Genomic DNA, 21905 nt, shown 5'->3' with positions numbered 1-21905 from the left:
CCTCCGTCAGTTGAGCCGGGGCTGCGCCGCAACAGGAGCGCCATTGCCCGGCGGCGGCGGCGGGGCGGGAACCGGGGCCGGCGCCTCGGGGGCTACCGCTGGGGCGGTCTCCATCGCGACGGGGCGCAGGAACAGCGCCAGCCGCGCAGGCATTTCGGCGCGCACGCGCACCGACAGCACGGTGACCGAGCCCGGCCCGTAATAGCCATCCGGCGTCATCGCGGTCATCCAGCTATCGAGCGCCGACAGGTTCTGCGGGCGTTCGGTCAGTGGCAGACGCAAGAGTGGCAGAAGCTGCTCAGGCGTATCGGGCAGGGCGTCGATATTCACATCGACCCGCATTTCCGGCCCTTTCGGCGTGTTGAGCAGGGTCAGCGTCGCCGCACGTTCAGGCAAGCTGAACCGAGCGCCCAGCACGAAGGCCAGCAGTGTCTGGAAGCCGCCATGGCGCGGACCCATGCCAAGCGCCTCCATCAGCGGTTTGAACGCCTCCAGCGAGGTCTCGCCGGGAATTTCGAAAGAGACTTGTTGCCCACCACTCATCGCCGAAGTGCGGATCACGGTGGCAAAGGGGCGTAGGTCGGGCAGGGCCGTCAATGCCGTCTGCGCCAGCGCCATCACCGGCGCGGGCAGCAGATCGAGCGTCTGTGGTCCCCATTCAAAGGCCGCCTGCACCTCACGCAGGCCCGATCCATCGACACCAAGCGCGTAATGCGCCCCACCCGAGGCAGAGACGCCATAGCGCGCGCGCGCGGGTTCGGAGCGCTGGTCATACCAGCGCAGCGGATCATGGCCGAAATGGCTGTAGATCATCGAGCGCACGGTGTCGTTTGTCATCTCGCGCTGATCCCCGGCGCCGATCCCGCGCCCGGTTGGCGTGACCTGAAAGGCCAGCGCGCGGGACTGGTTTTCGAAAAAGCTGGGCTCAAAACTGCGCGCGGCCTGGGCGCCCAGCGACGGATCGCCCAGCGACCAGTCCAGCGAGCGGTCGAGCGCGCGCGCCACCTGCCGGTCCGAAGTCGGATCGGCGGTCATCAGGCGTTGCGCGGCGGTGTGCAACACGTTCTTGGCGGCATCGGCGGCACGGGTGTGATAGGTCATCGGACCCTCCCTTCAGTCTGGTGCCCCGGATCAGAGCCGCGGCAACATGGACAGGATCTGATCAGGGCTGGGCGTCTGCCCGCTATTGACCAGATCGCGCAGCGCGTTGACGCCGGTCATATCGACCGGGGGCATTGCGCCGCCTCCCATGCCACTCATGCCGCCCAGATCGGGCAGGCTGGGTGCGGCGTGGGTTTCGACCGGTTCGGAATATTCGTCGATCAGACCATCGCCGATGCCGGTCACCGCCCGGAAATGCTGCGCCGCGTTGACCAGACGGACCGAGTCGGCATAGCTCAGATCGCCCTCATTGGCCTGTGTGTCCGAGAAGAGCGGCGTTGCCGCGCCTTGCGACCAGACCGTGTGGTTTTCGGCAATCACCGACATGATGCTTTGGGTCTCGACCGCCAGCGTGCGGTGCAGCACGGTGTTCACGGTGATGCCGAATTCACGCTGGCTGACCCGCTCGATCACCTGCCAGGGCGTGGTGACGCCAAAGGCAGTGCGCACCGCAGGCAGGCCGAGCACTTTCATCACCTGCTTGATCTGACGCGCCATGCGTTCGGCGGTAAAGGCGGTGCCCGCCCAGCCGCGCAGTGAGACATTAGCGGCAAAATCGCGAACCGCCTTGCGCACGAACTCACCCGAGGTCAGCTGGAACCGGCGTCCGCGCGCGGCATTGTCGAACTGGGTGACAAGGCTGCGCTGGCGCTCATATTCGGCGATAGCGGAAACCGAGCGCATCAGCAGCGTGTTGAACTCGGTATTGGGCTGGATATCGAAGGCCAGCTCGCCCCCTGGCGCACCCAACACGCGGGCATAGATCGAGCGCCGCGCGGCTTCGTCCAGCAGATCGTCCTGATCCCAGTAGAGGTTGTCGAGCACCCGCGCCGATCCGTCCGAGGCCGGGATCGGCAGCAGACCGGCCACAAACAGCTCCAGTATCCGCGCGCAGGCCTTGATCGCGAACTCAAGCTGATAGCTCACATAGATGGTCGACACCGCGCGGATATTCTCGCGCTCGATCTCATCATTATAGCCAGCCGGGTCATTGAGCGGCGGCAGATCGACATTGGCAACGCCACCACCGCCGCCCGATCCGCCCGAAGCGATATCGCCGTTATAGGCGGCATCCACGGTGGGAGTCAGCAGGGTGATGTCACCCTGATGCTCTGGGTAGGTGTCGACTGCCTTGCGAGTTGCAACGGCAAGCGATTGGAAAAACGCCTTATCGCCCTTGGCCAGTTTGCGGCTGACAATCTGCCAGGTACGGGCAAAATACCCGATACGCTGGGTCTGTTCCGGATCCGGCGCGGTCATCTGCAGGAACAGCTCGTTACCGTCATTGTCGAACTCGCCGCTTTTGTGGCTGTCGATTGCAACGGTGCCGGACTCCTCGGCGCTGCCCGAAAGTTCGGCCACTGCCTTCTGCGCATGGGCGAAAAAGCGGGAATCCTGCGGGTTGTAATGCCCGTCGAGCAACATCAGCGCCGTGGTGGCCGCAGACCAAAGCGCCGCGTTATCGCCATCATTGGGGCCATGCCCCAGCAGCGCGACCGAGGTGACGACGGCGTCCACATAGATCTGCTGATTGGTGCCATCGCGCAGTGCGGGCGGCAGGCCCGCCGGGTTGAAGGCCAGTTTTTCGAGAATCTCGTCCCGAATGGGTGTTGGGTCGAACATTTTATCCTCCGTTCCCGTGTCGCCGGGGGTTTGGGTGTCTGCCCGCGGCGCAGGCTGGATGGTTTTGCCCTCACGGGCTGAGGCGAGCGCATGCTCGAAGAATTCCTTGTCGAGATCGCCGCCCAGACCGGCAGCGGCGCGCCAGATGCCACGCACCCGGTCCTGATGCACGCTGGCGGCGGTGACATTGCGCGACAGCCAATTGGCGCTGTCCTTTTCAACCGCACCGTCAGCATTGGCGAGCTTGGCCATGCAGATGGCCCGCGCGACTAGGGCCGAGGCGGCCTCGGCAGCTTGCAGGCTGGTATGATCTTCGCGCGCGCTGCGCAGCTGCAGCGTCACGGTCTCCAGCATGTCGATATCCATATGGTCTGACGCAGCTTCGGCAACCTCAGCGAGCGCCTGCGTCTCGGCCTCTGTGGCCGCGCCTTGCATCACATAGCGGGACAGAATGGCGAGCCCGTCCTCGCCGACGGTGTCGATAAAGCTCATGGGCTTACCTCCTCATATGCCGGAATAATGGTGTCGAGCCGCGACAACGCGGCGGGAATGTTCAACATGCCCCAGCCGGTATCCTCATCCGGCTGGCGGCCATGGTTTTCGGCGGAATAACACAGCGCCTGGCGTGCCTCTTCGGTGGTCAGGTCATGACCGCGCCTGCGCGCCCGGGCCGCCAACAGAGCGGCAGCGCCCGAAACGAAAGGTGCCGCATGGCTGGTCCCGGTCGAGCGGCCATAGCCATGCAGCTTGGTGGAATGCACCGCCTCGCCCGGCGCGCAGAGCGCGATATGCGGACCTTTGGTCGAAAAGTCAGAGACCCGGCCATCCAGCGCCATGGAGCCAACAGCGATACATTGAGGCAGGGCGGCGGGGAAGTATTCCTCGCTCAGCCCGGAATTGCCCATCGCAGCAACCGGGATCGCATTGCGGGCGGTGGCATAAGCGATGGCATCGGTATGGGGCGGCGGGGCCAATGGGTCGAGATCATCGCGGGCGGTGCCAAAGCTCATGTTCAGCACTTTGGCACCCAAATCGACGGCGGCTTTGATGGCAGCGTCGATATCCGACAGCCCCCCAACGCCAAAGACCGGACCTTCCCCCGCCCGCGCCGCCGCCAATGCACGCACCGGCACGATGCGGCTTTGCCCACCGACGCCATGGGTCATCGAGAGCCCACGCGCACCGATGATGCCCGCCACATGGCTGCCATGACCGGTTTCATCGCGGGCGCAGAAATCGCGACCCAGGCTGTCACCCACCAACGACACACCTTCGCTGATCTGGCCCATACCCAGATCGACCGTGTCATAGCCCGCAACAAGGCGACCGCTGAATTCCTCATGCTCCAAGGCCACACCGGTATCGATCACCGCCACGGTAATGGCGTGTGATCCCGGTTCGATGGCAAGCGCCGCCAGCGCCCCGACATGATCGAACGGGGCGCGCGGGTCAGCATTGTGGTCGCGATCCTCGTGCATTGGAGGCACCGATGAGAGCGGCTCGGCACGGACCCAATCCACAGCATCGGCATCGCGCAGCGCCTTGATCACGTCATCGGCACGTACTGGTTCCGCCAGCTCGATACACAAGACCTGTGACAGACCAAGCTTGGTTTCCAAATCGTTATAGTCAGCGTCGCGCTGGCCGATCCGGTTGACATGGGCGCCCGCATGGAACACCCGGCGCGCCCGCATTCCGGTGGTCTGGCGCAGGATCGCGCGGTCCACATCACCGCTGCCATCCACCGATCCTGACGCTCGGCGCGCTCCATCCAGCACATCCAGATGCGCCGGTGCGCGGGTCTCGACGCCCTGCCGCAGCTTGAGCTGGAGGTGACCGCTGCGTCTCATGCGCCGGACCCTCCGCTGAGATCGAAATCCTCCATCTCGCCATCGGGCATCTCGACAATCAACCGTCCGGGTCCCATGGCCCAGCCTTGCGGCAGGGCGAAAGAGACGGATGACGGCTTGGCCGCCAAGAGGTTCAGGCTCTGCCCGTCGAGCCGGGCCACTGGCAGGCGGCCACCATCGGTCAGGTTGGCGCCGCGCAGCTCGATATTGCGGGCATCGGGCTTGATCGCGAGCTTGCGGCGGTGCTGTCGCAGCCGGTCTGCGATCGGGTTTGAGATCGGAGGCGGGGATTGATCAGGCGTTGGCGCAGGATCGATCGGCCCAGGCTGTGGCGCAGCCGGAGAGAGCGGGCCGCGCGGTGGCCAGAGGCCACCGGGTTGCGGCGGCGGGGCCGGATCGGGCTGCGGCGGGATCGCGCCATTGCTTGGGGGGTCTGGTTGGCGCGCCGGTTGCGGCGGCAGGTCCGGGGTAGGCAGATCCGGTGCTGTTGCGTTGGGAACTGGCACCTCTGGTGCCGTGCTTTCAGGATCGACCACATCGCTTAATCGCGGACGCGCCAGATTGAGCGCGCCCCGAATGCGGCCCAGATTGATGCCGGAGTGGCGCGACAGGCCCTCATCGCCCGCATTGCGCTCCAGATTGCGCAGCTGCGCGGCGTTGCGCACTCCGACGCGTGCCAGCTGCCGCCGCTCGTCAGGGGCCAGCCCCAACTCATCCAGCGTGGGCGCATTGGCCATTTCCATCGAGATCGTGTTCTCCTCGATCATCGGGCGCGTTATGGTGGTGAAACCGATGCTCACCGTGCTGGCTCCTTCTTCGTTTGGGGCGGCGGGGCGGAAGGTGACCCGCCCGGCCTGATCCATCTCGACGAACACCTTGAGATCGACGTTGAAATCCTTCAGCGCGAAGGTCAGGGGGCGGTTGACGGCCTTGAGCCGCAGCGCATCCTGCGTCTGATCAAGCTGGGCAGTGATCGCCTCAAGAAACTCCTCAATCGGATAGCCACCGGCGGGGGACATCACTTCGCCTCGTCTGGTCCGGTGGCTGGGGTTGTGGTAACCGGCAGCGCCTGATGCGGTGCCTCGTGAATGGTGATGCGCGCACGATGTGCGACCGGCTCGAACCCTGACCGGAAGGCCGACCAGGGCGGGTGCGCAACAAAGACAGGCCCGTCGGCCCCACGTTCCAGCGACACGAGCAGCGGCAGGTCGATCTCGGCCTCGGTCACGGACAGGCCGGGATGCTCGGGCGTTGCGCCGTCGGCCAACGCGGTCAGGGTCTGGGCGAGCGTCGCGCAGATCATGTGCCTCCTCCGTTACTATCCATTGGCGGCAAGGGCGGCGGCGGTGGCAGGGGGGCGGTCGGTTGCGGCGGGGTCTCGCCGCCCTGACCCGGGGCTGCGCCCTCGGCGGGTTGTTGCGGTTGGGTTGCAACATGGGCGTTCTGGTTGATGAGCTGGATCGCAGCGCTGTCGGCAAAGCGTTCAAGCGGAAAATAATCCGAGCGGAACCGCACCCGCACCTCACCGGTCAGATCAGCATTCATGTTGATCTCGGACTGGGCGTTGATGTTGGTGGTGTTCACCAGCAGGCCGCTTGCCGCAAACTGGTTCGAGCCCAACTGCCCCGCCAGCGACCAATTGGTCGGTTTGTAGTCGGAGAAGGTGAGCGAGGTGCTCTGGCTGGCATCGATGTGAAAGACCAGCTTGGCGTTGATCTCGCCATCCGAGACCACGATGCGGTTGATCCCCATCATCACCATGGTCGCCAGCGACTGATGCCGCATCTCGGCCAGGGTCTTGCGGGTCTGGGGCACGACCACCTGCTCGACCGCGTTCTGGTCCAGATCCATCGGGCTGTCAAAGCCCAGATCCTTGAGGAAGCTCGGCAATTGCCCAGCGCCCACCGCCGTCGTGTTCACCGTCATCTGCGGCTGGCCCGAGGTGATGTCCTTCTGGAAGATATCACCGTAATTCGAGGTCAGGTGGTCCCGGGCCATATCGTCCGAGATATTGTCCTCCATGAACACGTCGACGGTCTTGGCGGTTTCGGCCAGCAGGTTGGAATACGCCTCCATCTGCTGGATGGAACTGTCGACGATGGCCTGGAATGTGCCCTGGATTAGAGAGGCACAGAAATCGGGGAAGCCGATGGCCCCCAGCATCGTCTGGGTGGCGTCGCCCGCATCCTGAAAGATGTTGCTGCCGCCCTGACCGCCGCCGGGCCCACCACCGGGTGCCGCACCGCTTGCCGCTGGTGGAGGTGCGGGCTGCTGAGCGGGCGGCGGCGCGCCGCCACCGCCGCGCATCTGGTTGAAGTTAGGCGCCATCTGCCGGGCCGGAGCCTGTGCCGGGTTTTGTCCCAGATAGCCAAAGACCTTGGACATCGCTTGGGCCATGTCGTCACGATCGGCGGGCGACATCTCCTGCCAGGCCTTGCTTTGCGCCAGCATCGCGTCAATCGCGGGCCGGTCCAGATGCGGCGTCTGCGCCTGCTGGTGGGGGTTATGCATGGGTTGCCCCCAGTGCGGCTGTGGCACCGTTGTCACGGAAGGCAGGCGAGACCCGCAGCTTCAGCAGCGCATCGCCCTGCGGACCCGGCCCCAGCGAGGTGACCAGCGTATCAAGGGTGGAGTCTGGATCGGGCAATTGCACCGGTGCCTCTGGGCCAAGCCCGCGCAGCGCAGTCAGCAGCGCGAAGTGGCTGGCATCATCAAGCGTTTCGGTGGGCGCAAGGCCTTGCGCTGTCTGGAAGGCGTTCAGGCTGTCATGCCCCAGCGCCTGCAAGGCGGCGGCCAGCTTGGCCGGTGTGTCAAACGGGTTGATCGCTGCGCGGCTGAGCGTGATCGCCTGTGGCACACCGCTCAGGATCGCCAGCGTCAACAGCATCGCCTGCCCGCGCCGGTTTGCGATGCCCAGAGCGTCGGCCACCGGCAACATCGGCTCCAGCCGCCGGGCGATGATCTGAGCGCGCATCGCTGCCTGGTAGGGCGGATGCTGCGCGGCCTTGCGGAAGCGTTCGACCCAGGGGTCTTCCCAGATATCGCGACCCTCAACCGGCTGCACCCGCGCGCCACGCCCGTCCGGCGCATCGCCACTCAGCGGGCCCGAGGCGGTGGTAACAGCGATCAGCTGATCGCCAGCGGGGCCGAAGGTGGCGGCAAACCCGGCCGGGTCGGCGGCCTGCATCAGCGTCAGCAATTCACCCAGCTCACCGCTGTCCTGCCCGGCCTGATGCGGCCCCAGCGACAACCCGTCATGGGCGCGCTGGTAATAGGGATGGGTCTGGCCCAGACGCCCCCGGAACGCCCCGTCAAGGTTGAGCGCCTCGTAGCGACCCGCGACGCCCTCGGCCAGAACCGTCTGGACCAGCGCATCTTTCCAACCCTCACCGCCTGCGGCGGGCGCGGGGGCAGGGGTGGTCGGTTGCGTCGGGGCAGGGACAGGTTGCACGGGAGCTGGCGGCGCTTCGGTTCCAGTCGCGGGCAAGGGCGGTGGTGTGTCGTCCAGCGGCGGGATGGGCGTTGCGGTGGGCGCTTCACCGGCCCCGTTCATTGGCCCCAGACCGTCGTCGTAATGTGGTACCGGGTCCTCTTCCGGGGCATTTGCGTCATAGTCACGGAACATGGCGGATGCCCCGGATCTAGCCCCATAGGCATAGTCATCATCAATGAAATCATCGGTTTGCGGCTGAGGAGCCACGATTTCAGGCGCAGGCGCACCGTTCTGGGGCGCCGGGTCTGCGGCCACCGGAGCGGTGCTTTGCGCAGGTGTGTCCCGCGCTGGCTGGGGCGCGACCGGCGCGGGGCCGTTCACAGCACCCGGCGCAACCGGGCTTGGGCCGTTGATCGCCCTGGTCGGAGGCGCGCTGACGGGTTGTGGCGAGGCAACCGGCATCTGCAAATGCGGGTTCGGGGCCTGCACCGGCAACCCTCCGATCATCCGGGGCAGCGGCGTTTGCGCAGGCGTTGGCGCAACCGCCATGACCCGACCCGCAGGCCCGACCGAACCCAGCCGATGCACCGCCATGCCCAGAACATGGCTGAGGCTCGCCGCACTCAGATCACCGGCGAGGCTGACAAACGGAGCTTCGGCAAACCGGTCGGGGGGCAGTGAATAAATCCCGTCCGTCGCGGTTTCATCGCTGTAACCCACCGCCAGGTAGAACAACCGGGTCGGGCGCGGTTCCTGACTGATGACATCGCGGATAAAGGCGCGGGGCAGCATATAAAAGCCGGTCTCGATCTCGATGGGAAGGCCCTGAAAATCCTGCCGGGACGAGCGGAAATTCTTCGGCGTCCGGCGATGCGCCTCGGCTGGGTCAAACAGCGCCGGTTCCGTGGCGACGATCACGTCGAAAAACCGCATTCCCGGTGCGCTGACCTGAAACGAGAGCGACGGGTCGGCACGCCGCAATTCCCGGCGCGAGGGTGACACGGTCACAGGCATCGCCGCCGACGGCTCGCCCGAACTGATCCGCGGCGTTACAGGCATGGGCCGGGACGGAGAGGATGAGATATTCATGGGCGGGTTCTCCTGTCGGGGGCGGTGGCCTCGTCCATCAGCCGGGTGATGAGCGCGGGCAGCTCCTGCAACTCGTGAAAGCCGAGCCGCTCTTCGGTCTGACCTCCCTCGGCGCGCTGTCGGGGATCGGGAATGCGCTCGACCCAACCCCGCCAGACCTCTGCGGCACCGGCGATCTCACGGGGTTCGCACCGGTAGATCACGACAAAACGATGGGACTGGGTGTGACGGGCATGGGACACGTGCGACTCGGGCTCAGAGCAGGGGTTCCGGACCAGTCTGCACAGGGCGCGACACCGCGTTCTCACCGCAGGATCACAGGGCTATCACAGGGGTATACGATTAGAAACAACGAGTTACGCAAAAATTCAGGCGGCAGCGGGCCGAATGGACCCGGCAATGTGACAGTTTTGAGAGACCCGCGCACGCGCCAGCGCGCGGTTTGGTCAGGCGGGTTTGGACGGTCCGCCACGCAGCTGTTGGCTGACATCTTCGAGCCAGCCGCGCGCGGTGTTGATATTAGCAAGCGCCAGATCGACCTTCTGCGCCGGGCTTCGGCGGGTGCCGTCCTGACGCGGCGGCGCCTCGACCACGCGTTGTTCAACGGCGCGGCTGGGACGCGGCGTGACGGCCAGCAGGGTTTCCTGAATCCGCCGCGTCTCGTCCATTGGGGCGACGCCCAGCTCTTCTCGCAGGATCTGCTCGCAATGGGCGTATTGGCGCAGCGCCAGCGGCCGGTTCCCGGCATGGTAATGGCAGCGCATCAACGCCCGGTGCACATGTTCCAACAGCGGGTCCAGCGCCAGCAGCACGCGCCCATGGCGCAGGCCCGACGCCCAGTCCTGCCGGCCCATCGCGGCGCGCAGCAGAAACTCCAGCGCCTCGGTGAAATTGGCACGCAGGCTTTCGCGCCAAAGCAGGCACCAGTCGGAATAGACCGATTCCAGCAGATCACCGCGATAGGCCTCGACCGCGCGCTCAATCCGGCCGAGATCGGCGGCGGATACCGTCTCGGGATCTTCGGAGGCCACGATGTCAGCCGCCCGGTTCAGATGATCCACATCCAGTTCATGATCGGGCTGGCGCGCATAGCCGACCTCGTGCTGCGTGCGGACAAGCGATGTAGCGACATCCATGCCGATGGCGCGCAGCGCAGCGGTGATGCGCCAAAGCTCGGTGTTCAGCGCCTTGCGCCCGCGCGCCTCGGGCAGATGCCCCCAGAACTGTTCGGCTAGACGGGCCCGGTGAAAGGTGCGGCCCGATTCTAGAACCAGAAACGTGAACAATTCGGTGCCCCTGCGGGTGTGCAGATCGGCGCTGCGCCCGCCTTTTCCAGTGACCGCAAATTGGCCGAGCAAAAATATCTTGATCATGGGACCTCCTGATGTCGGCCCATTGCAAAACCTGTCGAAATGATAAGGTTGCGCGGAACAGCTTACCCTAGGTCAATTTTGAGCAAGTCAGGCGAGTCGTGCAACCTTTTGTTGTAGAGTTCGCTTTTTGTCTGCACAAAATTGCCCATCCGGGCCAGGAGGTGGCGCCACGCAGCGGCCCATCGCCTTTATTGCGAGTAATTCGCAAAAGCCTTGACAGTTGCGAGTGATTTGCATTTACACGCAGGTGACCTATCTGCTCTGCAAGGAGACACGGATGCTGACGACCCTGTTCAAGACCACCTCTGCTGCTGCCCTTGCGATTGCGCTCGCGACAGGCGCGCAGGCCGGTGACAAGATGAAAGTGGTGACGACCTTTACCGTTCTGGCCGATATGGCCGCGAATGTGGCAGGAGAGGCGGCAGAGGTTGTCTCTGTCACCAAGCCGGGTGCGGAGATCCACGGTTATGAACCGACGCCGCAGGATATCGTGCGCGCCTCGGATGCCGATCTGATCCTGTGGAACGGCATGAATCTGGAACTGTGGTTCGAACAGTTCCTGTCCAATCTGGGTGATGTGCCGTCGGTCACGCTGACCGAAGGAATCGACCCGATCCCCATTGCCTCGGGCAGTTACGAAGGCAAACCCAACCCGCATGCCTGGATGGGGCTGGATAATGCCCTGATCTACATCGACAATATCGAACAGGCCTTTGCCGAACATGACCCGGAGAACGCCGAGATTTATGCGAGCAACGCCGCCGCCTACAAAGACAAGCTGCGCGCCACCATCCAGCCTTTGCGGGATGCGATTTCTGAGATTCCGCAAGACCGCCGCTGGCTGGTCACCTGTGAAGGCGCGTTCAGCTACCTGGCCCGTGATTTCGGGATGCAGGAGCTGTATCTCTGGCCGATGAACGCCGATCAGGTCGGCACGCCGCGACAGGTCCGTGCGGTGATCGACGGGGTGCGTGACAATGACATTCCGGTGGTGTTTTGCGAAAGCACGGTCAACTCAGCCCCGGCCAAACAGGTGGCGCGCGAAACCGGCGTCGCCTATGGCGGCGAGCTGTATGTCGACTCGCTGAGTGATGCGGGGGGCGCAGTGCCGACTTATCTGGACCTGCTAAAAGTCACCTCCGGCACCGTGGCGCAAGGGCTGACCGCCGCCACGAACTGACGCCTGCCGGGCAAGAAGGAAAACCAAATGCGCGATGATCATAGCCTGGCCAGGGATGTATCTGAAACCGGCGGGCCAGGCGGCGGGATCAGCGCGCAGGATGTGACGGTCACCTATCGCAACGGCCATACCGCGCTGTGGAATGCCAGCTTCGAAATCCCGCGCGGCACGGTTACTGCGCTGGTTGGGGTCAACGGGGCGGGAAAATCAACGCTTTTCAAAGCAATCATGGGGTTTGTGCCTGCCGCACAAGGCGCAATCCGCATCCTCGGGATGGGTGTGAAACAGGCGCTTGGCCAGAACCTCGTCGCTTATGTCCCGCAATCGGAGGAGGTGGATTGGGCCTTTCCGGTGCTGGTCGAAGACGTTGTGATGATGGGTCGTTACGGCCATATGGGGTTTCTGCGGCGGCCCAAACAGGCCGATCATAACGCGGTCGATCAGGCGCTGCGCCGGGTCAACATGCAGGATTATCGCCACCGCCAGATCGGAGAGCTGTCCGGCGGTCAGCGCAAGCGGGTCTTTCTGGCCCGTGCTCTGGCGCAGGACGGGCAGGTGATCCTGCTGGACGAACCGTTCACCGGCGTTGACGTTAAAACCGAGGATCAGATCGTCGCGCTGCTGCGTGAGTTGCGGGATGAGGGCCGGGTGATGCTGGTTTCGACCCACAATTTGGGCTCTGTACCGGAATTCTGCGACCGCACGGTGCTGGTGAAGGGCACCGTGCTGGGCTATGGGCCGACCGAAACCACCTTTACCCGCGAAAACCTCGAAGAGGCCTTTGGCGGCGTGCTGCGCCACTTCACGCTGGGCGGTGACACGCTGCATGACGACGAAGACGCGCGGCAGGTCACGATCCTGTCCGATGACGAACGCCCATTCGTGCAATATGGCGACAAGACCCAGCGCACCGATAAACACAGCGAGCCGCAGGAATGATCGAGTACCTGGCCGAGCCCTTCGCCTATAGCTACATGACCAACGCCATGTGGGTGTCAGCATTGGTCGGCGGGGTCTGCGCCTTTCTGTCCGCCTATCTGATGCTCAAGGGCTGGTCACTGATCGGCGATGCGCTGTCCCATTCGGTGGTGCCGGGGGTGGCCGGGGCCTATATCCTCGGGCTGCCATTCTCGCTGGGGGCCTTTCTGGCCGGGGGGCTGGCGGCGGGGGCGATGCTGTTCCTGTCGGAACGCTCCGGCTTGAAGGTGGATGTGATTATCGGGCTGATCTTTACGTCGTTCTTCGGACTGGGCCTGTTCATCGTGTCGATCAACCCTATGTCGATCTCGATCCAGACCATCACCATGGGCAACATCCTCGCCATTACGCCAGAGGACACGTTGCAACTGGCGATCATCGGCTTTGTCTCGCTGACAGTACTGCTGGCGAAGTGGAAGGATCTGATGGTCACCTTCTTTGACGAAAACCACGCCCGCGCCATCGGGTTGCGCCCCGGCTTGCTGAAAGCGGTGTTTTTTGTGCTGCTCTCGGCCTCGGTGGTGGCCGCCATGCAGACCGTCGGCGCGTTTCTGGTGATCGCGATGGTGGTGACGCCGGGGGCCACCGCCTATCTGCTTTGCGACCGGTTTCCAAGGCTGATCCTGACCTCGGTCCTGATCGGATCGCTGACCAGTTTTCTCGGCGCCTATATCAGCTATTTCCTCGACGGGGCGACCGGAGGCATCATCGTCTGCCTGCAGACGCTCCTGTTCCTTGCCGCCTTTGTCTTTGCGCCAAAGCATGGCCTGCTGGCGGCCCGGCGCAAGGCGGATGCGGCGCTGACGCGCCGCCCGACCCCCAAACCAGAACGAAAGGCCGCCTGATGGAGATCGAGACGCTGCTTTTGCCCTTCCGCTTCGGCTTCATGCAGAACGCCTTTCTGATCTCGATGATCGTCTCGGTACCCACCGCGCTGCTGTCGTGTTTTCTGGTGATGAAGGGCTGGGCCCTGATGGGCGATGCGGTCAGCCATGCGGTGCTGCCGGGGATCGTGCTGGCCTATATCTTCGGCCTGCCGCTGATTGTCGGCGCCTTTGCAGCGGGCATGACCTGCGCGATGGCGACCGGGTATCTATCCAGCAACAGCCGGGTGAAGCAGGACACGGTCATGGGCGTGGTGTTTTCCGGCATGTTTGGGCTGGGCATCGTTCTTTATGTTTCGGTGCCCACTAACGCGCATCTCGATCATATCCTCTTTGGCAACATGCTTGGGGTGGAGCCGCACGAACTCTGGCAGGCCGGGATCATCTCGGGTGGCGTGGCGCTGGCATTGGCGCTGAAATGGAAAGACCTGCTGCTGCACAGTTTCGATCCGGCGCAGGCACAGGCTTCGGGGCTGTGGGTCAACTGGCTGCATTATGGCTTGCTGGGCGCGCTGTCGCTGACCATCGTGGCGACGCTGGCGGCGGCCGGGCTGATCCTGGCCATCGGTCTGTTGATTGCACCGGGGGCGATCGCCTTTCTGATCGTACGCAAGTTCTCGACCATGCTCTGGGTCTCTGTTCTGGTCTGCATGGCGGCGATGCTGATGGGCACCTATGCAAGCTTCTTTCTCGATAGCGCGCCCGCACCGACCATCGTGCTGATCCTGACCGCGATGTTCCTTGTCGCCTTTGTGCGGCGGCAGATCATCACCCGCCGCATGTCGATGCGCCGGGTCGAGGCCGCCTCGCCGGAAGGGCCGGTTTCCTGATGGCACGCATCGTGATCGCGGGCGCGGGGGCCATCGGCTGTTTCACCGGCGGGTTGCTGGCGCGGGGCGGGCATCAGGTCACCTTGCTGGGACGCGCGCGGGTCTTGAATGCAGTGCGGGAGAACGGGCTGACCGTCAGCGATTTCTCGGGGCTTTCGGCCCATATCGCCGCCAGCGATCTGACGCTTTCCGACGACCCGGCCGGTCTCGCCGCCGCCGAGATAGTGATCGTGACGGTCAAGACACCCGCCACCGCAGATATCGCGCAGCAGATCGCGGCATATGCCCCGCCCGATGCGCCGGTTCTGTCCTGGCAGAACGGGATCACCAACGCCGACACCCTGCGCGAAGTATTGCCAGATCGTGATATCCGCGCCGGGATGGTGCCGTTCAACGTGGTGCCCAAAGCGGCGGGCAGCTATCACCGGGCGACGTCAGGCGATGTCGTGATCGAGGCCGGGCCGGTTGGCTTGGACCAAGACCTGAATGTGCCGGATCTGGCTGTGAGCGAAAGCGACCAGATCGAGGCGGTGCAATGGGGCAAGCTGCTGGTCAATCTCAGTAACGCACTCAACGCCTTGTCGGGGCTGACCTTGCAGGAGCAGTTGCTTGACCTGGCCTGGCGGCGTCTGATGGCTGATCAGATGCAGGAGGCGCTGGCGGTGTTCAAAGCCGCCGGTATCGCGACGCAATCGACCACTCCGCTTGCGACCTGGATGCTGCCCCATGTCTTGCGCCTGCCGACCCCTCTATTTTCGCGGATCGCAGCGCGGATGTTGACCATTGATCCGCATGCGCGGACCTCTATGGCCTATGACCTGATGGCGGGCCGGGTGACCGAGATCGACACGTTGCAGGGTGAGGTTGTTGCGCTGGGGCAGCAATATGATCGCGAGACACCAATTTGTGCCCGCGTCTCAGCCCTGATCCGCAGCGCGCCCGATCACGCTCTGACGCCGGACGACATTCGCACGATTTGAACCTGCGCGCCTACATAAAGATCGTCAGCCCGGTGAATAAGGTGGCCGACAGAAGCGCGGTGGCGGGCACCGTCACCATCCAGGCGGCAAGAATGGTCATGAAATGCGACCGGCGCACTAGTTTGCGGTGACGGCGCTCCTCGGTCGCAATCTGCCGCAGGGTCGGTGCCCGGCGCTGGCGAAACTGGTTGTGCCATTCGCGATAGAACCCCACCCCAAACACACTACCAACCGCGATATGGGTGGAACTGACCGGCAGGCCCTGCCAACTGGCCAACAGCACGGTGATGGCCGTCGACAGCGCGACGCAGAACGCACGCATCGGGTTCAGCTTGGTGATCTGCGTGCCGACCATCCGAATGAGACGCGGGCCGAACAGGAACAGACCGAACGAGATCCCGAAGGCCCCGATCGCCATCACCCAGCCGGGCACCGGCACCTGCGCCGCAAAGGCTCCGAACTGGCTAGTATGAACGATTGCGGCCACCGGCCCCACCGCATTGGCCAGATCATTGGCCCCATGGGCAAAGCTCAGCAGCGTGGCCGCCACAATGAGCGGCAGACCAAACAGGCTCTTGAGCGAGCGGGCCCGGTTCTCCATCCCTGCAGATTTACGCCGAACCCATGGCACGGTCAGCGACCATGCAAGCCCACCGGCAAACAGGCCAATCAGCAACGCCGTGCCTAGCTCGACCTTGACGACCCGTTGCAGGCCCTGAACAGCCAGATAGGCCGCAAAAGCCCCCGCCATCACCGCGACCAGAATGGGCACCCAGACCCGGGCCGCCGCGATCTTGTCGTCTCGATCCTGAATACTCGCCTTGATCAGCGCCAGAATTGCCGCGGCGATGAGCCCGCCCAGCAAGGGCGCAATGACCCAGCTTGCAGCGATTGCGCCCATCATCGGCCAGTTGACCGCCGCCAGCCCGGCAGCCGCAACACCCGCGCCCATCACCCCGCCAACCACCGAGTGGGTGGTCGAGATCGGCGCGCGGATGAGCGTGGCAAAGTTCACCCAGAGCGCCGAGGAGATCAGCGCCGCCAGCATCGCCCAGATAAAGACCTGCGCATCCTGCATCGCCGTGGGGTCGACGATGTTCTTGGCAATGGTTTCGACCACGGCACCGCCCGCCAGTAGCGCTCCGGCGCTTTCGGCCAATGCGGCAATGCAAATCGCGGTTCCCATCCTCAGCGCATTGGCGCCCACCGCCGGGCCCATGTTGTTGGCCACGTCATTGGCACCGATATTCATCGCCATATACGCACCAAAGATCGCAGCCGCGACCACAACCAGCCCACCGGTGGTCTGGCCGAAAAACAGCGCTGCAGAGAGACCGACCAGAACGATGAATGCCAGTGCCAGACCCGGCGCGACCAATGGGCGGGCTGCGTAGGAGGCGGCAAGCTCGGCGCGGGAAATCCGGTTCAGATCACGATCAAGCTTGGTCCAGCGGATTTCGTCCAGGTGGTCACTCATGATGCCACCAGCATAACGCATTGCGCAGGGCCCACCCGCGAATCCTGTGATAAAACTGGACTACACGTGGCAAGCCGCAAGATCAGAGCGCGCGCAACAGGTCTTGCAGCTCGGGTTCTGCCACCAGATCGGCGGCGTCTTCGGGGCGCATCCAGCGCCGTTCGCGCTGACCTGCCTCGGGGAACTCATCGGCAAGCGCATCCACCTTGATCCGGTAGACGCTGACGCGAACCGGCTGTGCGGCACCGTCGTCCATTACCTTGGCATAGTCAAAGCTGCCGATCGGGTCCTCATCCACCTTCTGTGCCTGCACGCCCGCCTCTTCCCAGGCTTCCTGCAGCGCCGATCCGGCGCCGGTCTTGCCATCAATGGGCCAACCTTTCGGTATGACCCAACGACCGGAGCCGCGGCTGGTGATCATCAGCACTTCGCGATTTTTCTTTTTACCGCGCACGCATAACGCAGCAACCTGCACCGCCTCCGGGCGCAGGATGAGGGGACGCACGACCTCTTCCCAGGTACTCTTTAACGTCATATACATTACTGCCGACCCTTTCATCGCCACTTATATACGCGGCTATAGCTCTGATACTTGGACATTTTGCCCGAATTTTCAACAAAGCCGAGTGCAGTTGGGGGGCATAAATCCAAAAATTTGCATAATAACCACGGGAAAAGTGGCAAGAGCGGCACGTTTTCGCCCTTTTTCGCTTAACGCCCGGAGGGGCGGCGCTTGGCACGCAGAGTGGGGTCGGCCTGCGTGGGGTCTTCGGGCCAGGGGTGTTTGGGATATTGCGCGCGCATGTCTTTGCGCACATCCGCATAGGACCCGGCCCAGAATCCCGGCAGGTCGCGCGTGATCTGGATCGGGCGACGCGCCGGTGACAGCAAGGTAACCTTTAGTGGTACACCGCCGCTTTCGGGGTGGCAGGTGACGCCAAACATCTCTTGCAGACGCACCGAAATCTCGGGCCCGTCCGGCCCATACTCAATCGCCAATTTGCGCCCGAGCGGCGTGGTGAACTGCCCCGGCACGCGGCGGTCCAACTCCTGCATCTGGGGCCAGCTGAGCGCGGCCTGCAACGCGGGAAAAAGGTCGAATTTCCGCCACTCCTGCGCACTGCGCACCCCGTCCAGCATCGGCAGCAGCCAGTCTTCAAGCGTGTCCGTCAGACCCTGAAGCGAGAAATCAGGGTAATCGCCGCCCTCGGCGCGGGCCAGTTCCACGCGAGTGGCAAGCCGTGCCGCCGCACCCTCCAGACGCAGGCCCAGATCGCGCACGCCTTCCAGCATGGCCTGCGCCACGCGATCGGATGGGACGTCCTTCCAGATCCGATCCTCAAGCGTGATCGCGCCCAGCCGCTCCTGCCTGCGCGCGATCACGCGGCGCTCGCGTTTGGACCATTCGCAGCTGTCGACCCAGGCGATTTGCGCTCCGAAACTGACGCGGATCTCGCGTTCGGTGATCTGTATCGCCTGCCGGATGCGCGCCTCGCGCGGGTTGCCGTCAGTGTCAGTGGCCACCAGATGAGGCGCAGCTGCCAGAGGATCACCCGCATCCAACACGGCGCCCTTGCCGCCGCTTAGCACAAAGCGCGGCGCATCGCCCGCGCGGCGTTGCCCGATACGGTCGGGATAGGCCAGTGCGGCCATCACGGCCGGGCTGGCAGTCTCGCCCGCCTTCGGGGCCTGCCGCGCCAGCCGCCGGGCTTCGTCCTTGACCCGGCTCACGGTGCCGGGATTGGCCTGATAGGGCCGTTCGCGCCGAAACCGCTGCAGATCGCGCAGCGCCGCCAACCGCAGACCCAGATCCACCGGCGCCCCGCGCAGGATATCGCGATCCGCCAGCAGGGCTGCCAGCGGCGCGGCGTCCCGCCCAGCGCTGAGCAGCATATGACCCAGACGCGGATGCAGCGGCAGCCGCGCCAACGCCCGTCCGTGTTCGGTGATCTGCCCACGCGCATCCAATGCTCCCAGCAGCGTAAGCAGCGCGCGCGCCTCTTGCATCGTGCCCTCGGGCGGGGCGGTCAGGAAGGGCAGGTCACTGGGTGCGGCCCCCCAAAGCGCCAGTTCCAGTGCCAGCCCGGTCAGGTCGGCGGCCTCGATGTCAGCGGGTGGAAACGCCATCAGGGCGCCTTCTTCGCCCTTGGACCACATACGATAACACGAACCTTCAGCCACTCGTCCGGCGCGGCCTGCACGCTGGGTGGCCTCAGCGCGCGTGACTTTCTCGGTCACCAGGCGTGACATGCCCGAACCGGGATCAAACCGCGCCCGCCGCGCCCGGCCCATATCGACCACCGCGCGCACATTTGGCAGGGTCAGCGAGGTCTCGGCGATCGAAGTGGCCAGAACCACCTTACGCCCGCTGCGCGCCGGCGCGATCGCCTTTCGCTGCTCGGCAAAGGGCAGGGCGCCAAACAGCGGATGCAGCACGCAATCTTTGGATAGGCGGTCGGTCAGGCGGGCCTGGAGCCTGCGAATCTCGCTCTCGCCGGGCAGAAAGACCAGCACATCGCCACCCGTTGCGCGTGTTTCCCGCTCGGCGGTGCACACGAGATCCGACAGCGCCGCTATCGGGTCCGCCTCTTTTGCCAAAGGCCGGTCCAGCCAGCGCAGATCTACCGGATAGCTGCGCCCTTCGGAACTGACCAGCGGCGCCTGCATCAGCTCGGCCACCGGCCCGGCATCCAGCGTTGCCGACATTGCCAGCAGGATCAGGTCGTCGCGCAGCGCTCCCGCCACTTCGAGGCACAGCGCCAGACCCAGATCGGCATTCAACGAGCGTTCGTGGAATTCGTCGAAGATGACCGCACCAACACCGGGCAGATCCGGGTCCGATTGCAGCATCCGGGTCAGGATGCCTTCGGTCACCACTTCGATACGCGTCTGCGGCCCGCATTTTGCCTCGCCTCTGATGCGATAGCCCACCGTCTCGCCGACCATCTCGCCCAGAGTTTCAGCCATCCGCTCGGCTGCGGCGCGGGCAGCCAGACGGCGCGGTTCGAGCATGATGATACGGCCCGTGGTCAGCCCGCCCTCCAGCATGGCCAGCGGTACCCGCGTGGTCTTGCCCGCGCCGGGCGGGGCCTGCAGCACGGCCCGGCCCGAGTGGCGCAGCGCGTTCAGCAGGTCGGGCAGCGCGTCTTCGATGGGCAGTCGGGTCATCCCATCACCCGCGTCTAGCGCCGGATGACCGTGGCGGGACCAAAAAGGGTGTCGGCGCGCACCTCGACCAGCCGCATCAGATCGCCCGCAGGGGCGTAGGTGGCGGTGAATTCGAAATCGCGCTTGCGCTTCAGATCATCGGCCGAATACCCCGCGACACGGCGAAAGATACCGTGGCAGGTGATCAGCGGCCCGGCCTCGGTACGGCGCAACATTTCAAGCTCGGTCAGCCGCTTGCCGTCAAAAACGCGCTGCGTCAGATCGCACAGCCCCTCTGCGGGCTGGTCGCGCATCACCACAAACAGCGCCGTCAGCGGGTCGAGCGCGCCTTTCTGTTCCGCATCTGTCACCGCATGATCGGATTTCGGGCCCGTATCCCGATCTCCTGAGCGGGCAACGCCCCCGGAATAGGTCAGTCGTTCCTTGGACTGGCGGCGACCGGTATTCATCTCTTCGATATAGCTGCGCGGCTCGAATGTGTTGCCCTGCACGCGGCCCTTGGATTCCAGCTGGAACGCGACCCCCGACAGCGCATTTACCAGACCGGTCGTCTCGAATCGCGAGGCCACCGCATAGCGTGATCCATTCACCGCGCCGGACAGCGCCATGTCACCGACCTTGGCACCAAGCGCGCGCACGTCATATTGCCCTTTGGTCTGCTGTGCCGCGACCAGGCCGGGCAGGCACAGAAGCAGGAGGGCTCCTATCATTCGCATCGCTTTTGATCCCCGTCGGTTCGGTACTGGACAAAGGCGATATACCCACGGCATGAAGGCACCACAACAGCAATGGCGGGGCCATGACCACCGATACTCTGTCTGACAGAATTTTGAACGGCGAGCGCCGGGCACTGGCGCGGGCCATCACGCTGGTCGAAAGCCAACGCGCTGATCACCGCGCCGAAGCTGCAGCACTGCTGGACAGGCTGCGCGAATCTGGCCGTCAGGCCATCCGTATCGGGTTGTCCGGCACGCCGGGCGTCGGCAAATCGACCTTCATCGAGAGCTTTGGCATGTTTCTGACCGGGCAGGGGCTGCGCGTGGCGGTACTAGCGGTCGATCCCAGTTCGGCCCGCTCGGGTGGGTCAATTCTGGGTGATAAGACGCGGATGGACCGGCTGTCGCGCGACCCAAACGCCTTTATCCGCCCCTCGCCCAGCCAGGCGCATCTGGGTGGCGTCGCACGGCGCACTCGCGAGGCGGTGAGCCTGTGCGAGGCAGCAGGATTTGACGTGGTGCTGATCGAAACCGTGGGGGTGGGCCAGTCGGAAACCGTTGTGTCAGAGATCTCCGACCTCTTTCTGCTTTTGCTCGCACCTGCGGGCGGAGATGAGCTTCAGGGCGTCAAGCGTGGCATCATGGAGATGGCGGACCTGATTCTCGTCAACAAGGCGGATGGCGATCTGCGACCTGCCGCGACCCGCACCTGCGCCGATTATTCCGGCGCGCTGCGCCTGTTGCGCAAGCGCCCGCAGGACCCCGAGGGTTTTCCCAAGGCGCTGATGGTCTCGGCGCTGGAAGAGGCGGGGCTGACCAAAGCCTGGGAGGACATGACATCGCTAGTGACCTGGCGTCGCGAGAATGGCTTCTGGGACCGCCGCCGGGCGGATCAGGCACGCTACTGGTTCGAACAGGAGGTGCGTCACGCCCTGCTGGCGCGGCTGGAAACGGCTCAGGCACGCAGCCAGATGCACCAATTGAGCGACGAGGTGGCTCAGGGTCGCCTAGGTCCTGCCATTGCCGCCGAGACCCTTTTGGCAACGCTCGGACGCGACTGAGCTTTTCGGGCTTGCCCAAAGCCCGGCGGAAGGGGTGCAAAGGCAAAGATTTCGCGATACCCGTCTTGACCCTTCCGGTGATTCCTCTTACACGCATCCAAC

The 21905-nt window shown here is 64.4% G+C and carries 19 protein-coding genes; 6 read left to right on the top strand and 13 right to left on the bottom strand.

The window, feature by feature from the left end:
* Window positions 1-6: 6 nt before the first annotated feature.
* The 9 genes from Q5Y75_RS07220 to Q5Y75_RS07180 form a co-directional block, all read right to left on the bottom strand.
* Window positions 7-1101: a hypothetical protein gene (locus tag Q5Y75_RS07220; protein WP_306195791.1), complete on the bottom strand. Its 1095-nt coding sequence runs from the start codon at window positions 1099-1101 to the stop codon at window positions 7-9.
* A gap of 30 nt (window positions 1102-1131) precedes the next feature.
* Complete coding sequence (locus tag Q5Y75_RS07215; RefSeq protein WP_306195789.1) at window positions 1132-3276, bottom strand: hypothetical protein; 2145 nt, start codon at window positions 3274-3276, stop codon at window positions 1132-1134.
* Window positions 3273-4634 carry a S8 family peptidase gene (locus Q5Y75_RS07210; RefSeq protein ID WP_306195788.1) on the bottom strand — a complete coding sequence of 454 codons (1362 nt, stop codon included), beginning with the start codon at window positions 4632-4634 and terminating at the stop codon, window positions 3273-3275. Before Q5Y75_RS07210 ends, Q5Y75_RS07215 begins: the two co-directional genes overlap by 4 nt.
* A complete protein-coding gene (locus Q5Y75_RS07205; protein ID WP_306195787.1) occupies window positions 4631-5653 on the bottom strand; it encodes a hypothetical protein in 1023 nt (340 codons plus the stop codon). Before Q5Y75_RS07205 ends, Q5Y75_RS07210 begins: the two co-directional genes overlap by 4 nt.
* Window positions 5653-5937: a hypothetical protein gene (locus tag Q5Y75_RS07200; RefSeq protein WP_306195786.1), complete on the bottom strand. Its 285-nt coding sequence runs from the start codon at window positions 5935-5937 to the stop codon at window positions 5653-5655. Before Q5Y75_RS07200 ends, Q5Y75_RS07205 begins: the two co-directional genes overlap by 1 nt.
* A complete protein-coding gene (locus Q5Y75_RS07195) occupies window positions 5934-7145 on the bottom strand; it encodes a hypothetical protein (protein WP_306195785.1) in 1212 nt (403 codons plus the stop codon). Before Q5Y75_RS07195 ends, Q5Y75_RS07200 begins: the two co-directional genes overlap by 4 nt.
* Window positions 7138-9156 (bottom strand): hypothetical protein, encoded by a 2019-nt coding sequence (locus tag Q5Y75_RS07190; protein ID WP_306195783.1) that lies wholly within the window; start codon window positions 9154-9156, stop codon window positions 7138-7140. The genes Q5Y75_RS07195 and Q5Y75_RS07190 overlap by 8 nt, the downstream gene beginning before the upstream one ends.
* Window positions 9153-9398 carry a hypothetical protein gene (locus Q5Y75_RS07185; protein ID WP_306195782.1) on the bottom strand — a complete coding sequence of 82 codons (246 nt, stop codon included), beginning with the start codon at window positions 9396-9398 and terminating at the stop codon, window positions 9153-9155. Before Q5Y75_RS07185 ends, Q5Y75_RS07190 begins: the two co-directional genes overlap by 4 nt.
* Window positions 9399-9602: 204 nt before the next feature.
* Window positions 9603-10529, bottom strand: a complete 927-nt coding sequence (locus Q5Y75_RS07180; protein ID WP_306195781.1) for an AfsR/SARP family transcriptional regulator — start codon at window positions 10527-10529, stop codon at window positions 9603-9605.
* Between the two features lie 277 nt (window positions 10530-10806).
* Between Q5Y75_RS07180 and Q5Y75_RS07175 the strand changes: the two genes are divergently transcribed.
* The 5 genes from Q5Y75_RS07175 to Q5Y75_RS07155 are packed head-to-tail and all read left to right on the top strand — an operon-like array spanning window position 10807 to window position 15381.
* Complete coding sequence (locus Q5Y75_RS07175) at window positions 10807-11709, top strand: metal ABC transporter substrate-binding protein (protein WP_306195780.1); 903 nt, start codon at window positions 10807-10809, stop codon at window positions 11707-11709.
* Window positions 11710-11736: 27 nt separating this feature from the next.
* Window positions 11737-12648: a manganese/iron ABC transporter ATP-binding protein gene (locus Q5Y75_RS07170; protein ID WP_306195779.1), complete on the top strand. Its 912-nt coding sequence runs from the start codon at window positions 11737-11739 to the stop codon at window positions 12646-12648.
* Window positions 12645-13532 (top strand): metal ABC transporter permease, encoded by an 888-nt coding sequence (locus Q5Y75_RS07165; protein WP_306195777.1) that lies wholly within the window; start codon window positions 12645-12647, stop codon window positions 13530-13532. Before Q5Y75_RS07170 ends, Q5Y75_RS07165 begins: the two co-directional genes overlap by 4 nt.
* On the top strand, window positions 13532-14401 hold the full coding sequence (locus tag Q5Y75_RS07160; protein ID WP_306195775.1) for a metal ABC transporter permease: 870 nt from the start codon (window positions 13532-13534) through the stop codon (window positions 14399-14401). The genes Q5Y75_RS07165 and Q5Y75_RS07160 overlap by 1 nt, the downstream gene beginning before the upstream one ends.
* The gene (locus Q5Y75_RS07155) at window positions 14401-15381 is read left to right on the top strand and encodes a 2-dehydropantoate 2-reductase (protein WP_306195774.1); all 981 of its coding nucleotides are present in this window, start codon (window positions 14401-14403) and stop codon (window positions 15379-15381) included. Before Q5Y75_RS07160 ends, Q5Y75_RS07155 begins: the two co-directional genes overlap by 1 nt.
* Window positions 15382-15391: 10 nt before the next feature.
* Here Q5Y75_RS07155 and Q5Y75_RS07150 read toward each other — a convergent pair whose 3' ends face one another.
* The 4 genes from Q5Y75_RS07150 to Q5Y75_RS07135 all read right to left on the bottom strand — a co-directional run bounded on the left by Q5Y75_RS07150 (window position 15392) and on the right by Q5Y75_RS07135 (window position 20736).
* Window positions 15392-16858 (bottom strand): inorganic phosphate transporter, encoded by a 1467-nt coding sequence (locus Q5Y75_RS07150; RefSeq protein WP_306195773.1) that lies wholly within the window; start codon window positions 16856-16858, stop codon window positions 15392-15394.
* 82 nt (window positions 16859-16940) lie between these two features.
* The gene (locus tag Q5Y75_RS07145) at window positions 16941-17393 is read right to left on the bottom strand and encodes an NUDIX hydrolase (protein WP_306195772.1); all 453 of its coding nucleotides are present in this window, start codon (window positions 17391-17393) and stop codon (window positions 16941-16943) included.
* Between the two features lie 176 nt (window positions 17394-17569).
* Window positions 17570-20026: an ATP-dependent helicase HrpB gene (hrpB, locus tag Q5Y75_RS07140; RefSeq protein WP_306195771.1), complete on the bottom strand. Its 2457-nt coding sequence runs from the start codon at window positions 20024-20026 to the stop codon at window positions 17570-17572.
* 14 nt (window positions 20027-20040) lie between these two features.
* Window positions 20041-20736: a DUF3108 domain-containing protein gene (locus Q5Y75_RS07135; RefSeq protein ID WP_306195770.1), complete on the bottom strand. Its 696-nt coding sequence runs from the start codon at window positions 20734-20736 to the stop codon at window positions 20041-20043.
* An 89-nt stretch (window positions 20737-20825) separates the two neighbouring features.
* Here Q5Y75_RS07135 and meaB point away from each other — a divergent pair, with 89 nt between their 5' ends.
* Window positions 20826-21803: a methylmalonyl Co-A mutase-associated GTPase MeaB gene (gene meaB, locus Q5Y75_RS07130; protein WP_306195769.1), complete on the top strand. Its 978-nt coding sequence runs from the start codon at window positions 20826-20828 to the stop codon at window positions 21801-21803.
* Window positions 21804-21905: the final 102 nt, after the last annotated feature.

The sequence above is a fragment of the Ruegeria discodermiae genome, assembly GCF_030758345.1.
Classification (GTDB): Bacteria; Pseudomonadota; Alphaproteobacteria; order Rhodobacterales; family Rhodobacteraceae; genus Ruegeria_C.
The sequence above is the reverse complement of the archived record's forward strand: the minus strand, read 5'-3'. Positions and strand labels throughout refer to the sequence as shown.

Coding starts and splice junctions, on each gene's coding strand:
- Q5Y75_RS07175 (WP_306195780.1), top strand. CDS start 10,807: ATGCTGACGACCCTGTTCAAGACCACCTCTGCTGCTGCCCTTGCGATT.
- Q5Y75_RS07170 (WP_306195779.1), top strand. CDS start 11,737: ATGCGCGATGATCATAGCCTGGCCAGGGATGTATCTGAAACCGGCGGG.
- Q5Y75_RS07135 (WP_306195770.1), bottom strand. CDS start 20,736: ATGATAGGAGCCCTCCTGCTTCTGTGCCTGCCCGGCCTGGTCGCGGCA.
- Q5Y75_RS07150 (WP_306195773.1), bottom strand. CDS start 16,858: ATGAGTGACCACCTGGACGAAATCCGCTGGACCAAGCTTGATCGTGAT.
- Q5Y75_RS07165 (WP_306195777.1), top strand. CDS start 12,645: ATGATCGAGTACCTGGCCGAGCCCTTCGCCTATAGCTACATGACCAAC.
- Q5Y75_RS07220 (WP_306195791.1), bottom strand. CDS start 1,101: ATGACCTATCACACCCGTGCCGCCGATGCCGCCAAGAACGTGTTGCAC.
- Q5Y75_RS07205 (WP_306195787.1), bottom strand. CDS start 5,653: ATGTCCCCCGCCGGTGGCTATCCGATTGAGGAGTTTCTTGAGGCGATC.
- Q5Y75_RS07145 (WP_306195772.1), bottom strand. CDS start 17,393: ATGACGTTAAAGAGTACCTGGGAAGAGGTCGTGCGTCCCCTCATCCTG.
- Q5Y75_RS07190 (WP_306195783.1), bottom strand. CDS start 9,156: ATGAATATCTCATCCTCTCCGTCCCGGCCCATGCCTGTAACGCCGCGG.
- Q5Y75_RS07180 (WP_306195781.1), bottom strand. CDS start 10,529: ATGATCAAGATATTTTTGCTCGGCCAATTTGCGGTCACTGGAAAAGGC.
- Q5Y75_RS07215 (WP_306195789.1), bottom strand. CDS start 3,276: ATGAGCTTTATCGACACCGTCGGCGAGGACGGGCTCGCCATTCTGTCC.
- Q5Y75_RS07200 (WP_306195786.1), bottom strand. CDS start 5,937: ATGATCTGCGCGACGCTCGCCCAGACCCTGACCGCGTTGGCCGACGGC.
- hrpB (WP_306195771.1), bottom strand. CDS start 20,026: ATGACCCGACTGCCCATCGAAGACGCGCTGCCCGACCTGCTGAACGCG.
- Q5Y75_RS07195 (WP_306195785.1), bottom strand. CDS start 7,145: ATGCATAACCCCCACCAGCAGGCGCAGACGCCGCATCTGGACCGGCCC.
- Q5Y75_RS07210 (WP_306195788.1), bottom strand. CDS start 4,634: ATGAGACGCAGCGGTCACCTCCAGCTCAAGCTGCGGCAGGGCGTCGAG.
- meaB (WP_306195769.1), top strand. CDS start 20,826: ATGACCACCGATACTCTGTCTGACAGAATTTTGAACGGCGAGCGCCGG.
- Q5Y75_RS07155 (WP_306195774.1), top strand. CDS start 14,401: ATGGCACGCATCGTGATCGCGGGCGCGGGGGCCATCGGCTGTTTCACC.
- Q5Y75_RS07160 (WP_306195775.1), top strand. CDS start 13,532: ATGGAGATCGAGACGCTGCTTTTGCCCTTCCGCTTCGGCTTCATGCAG.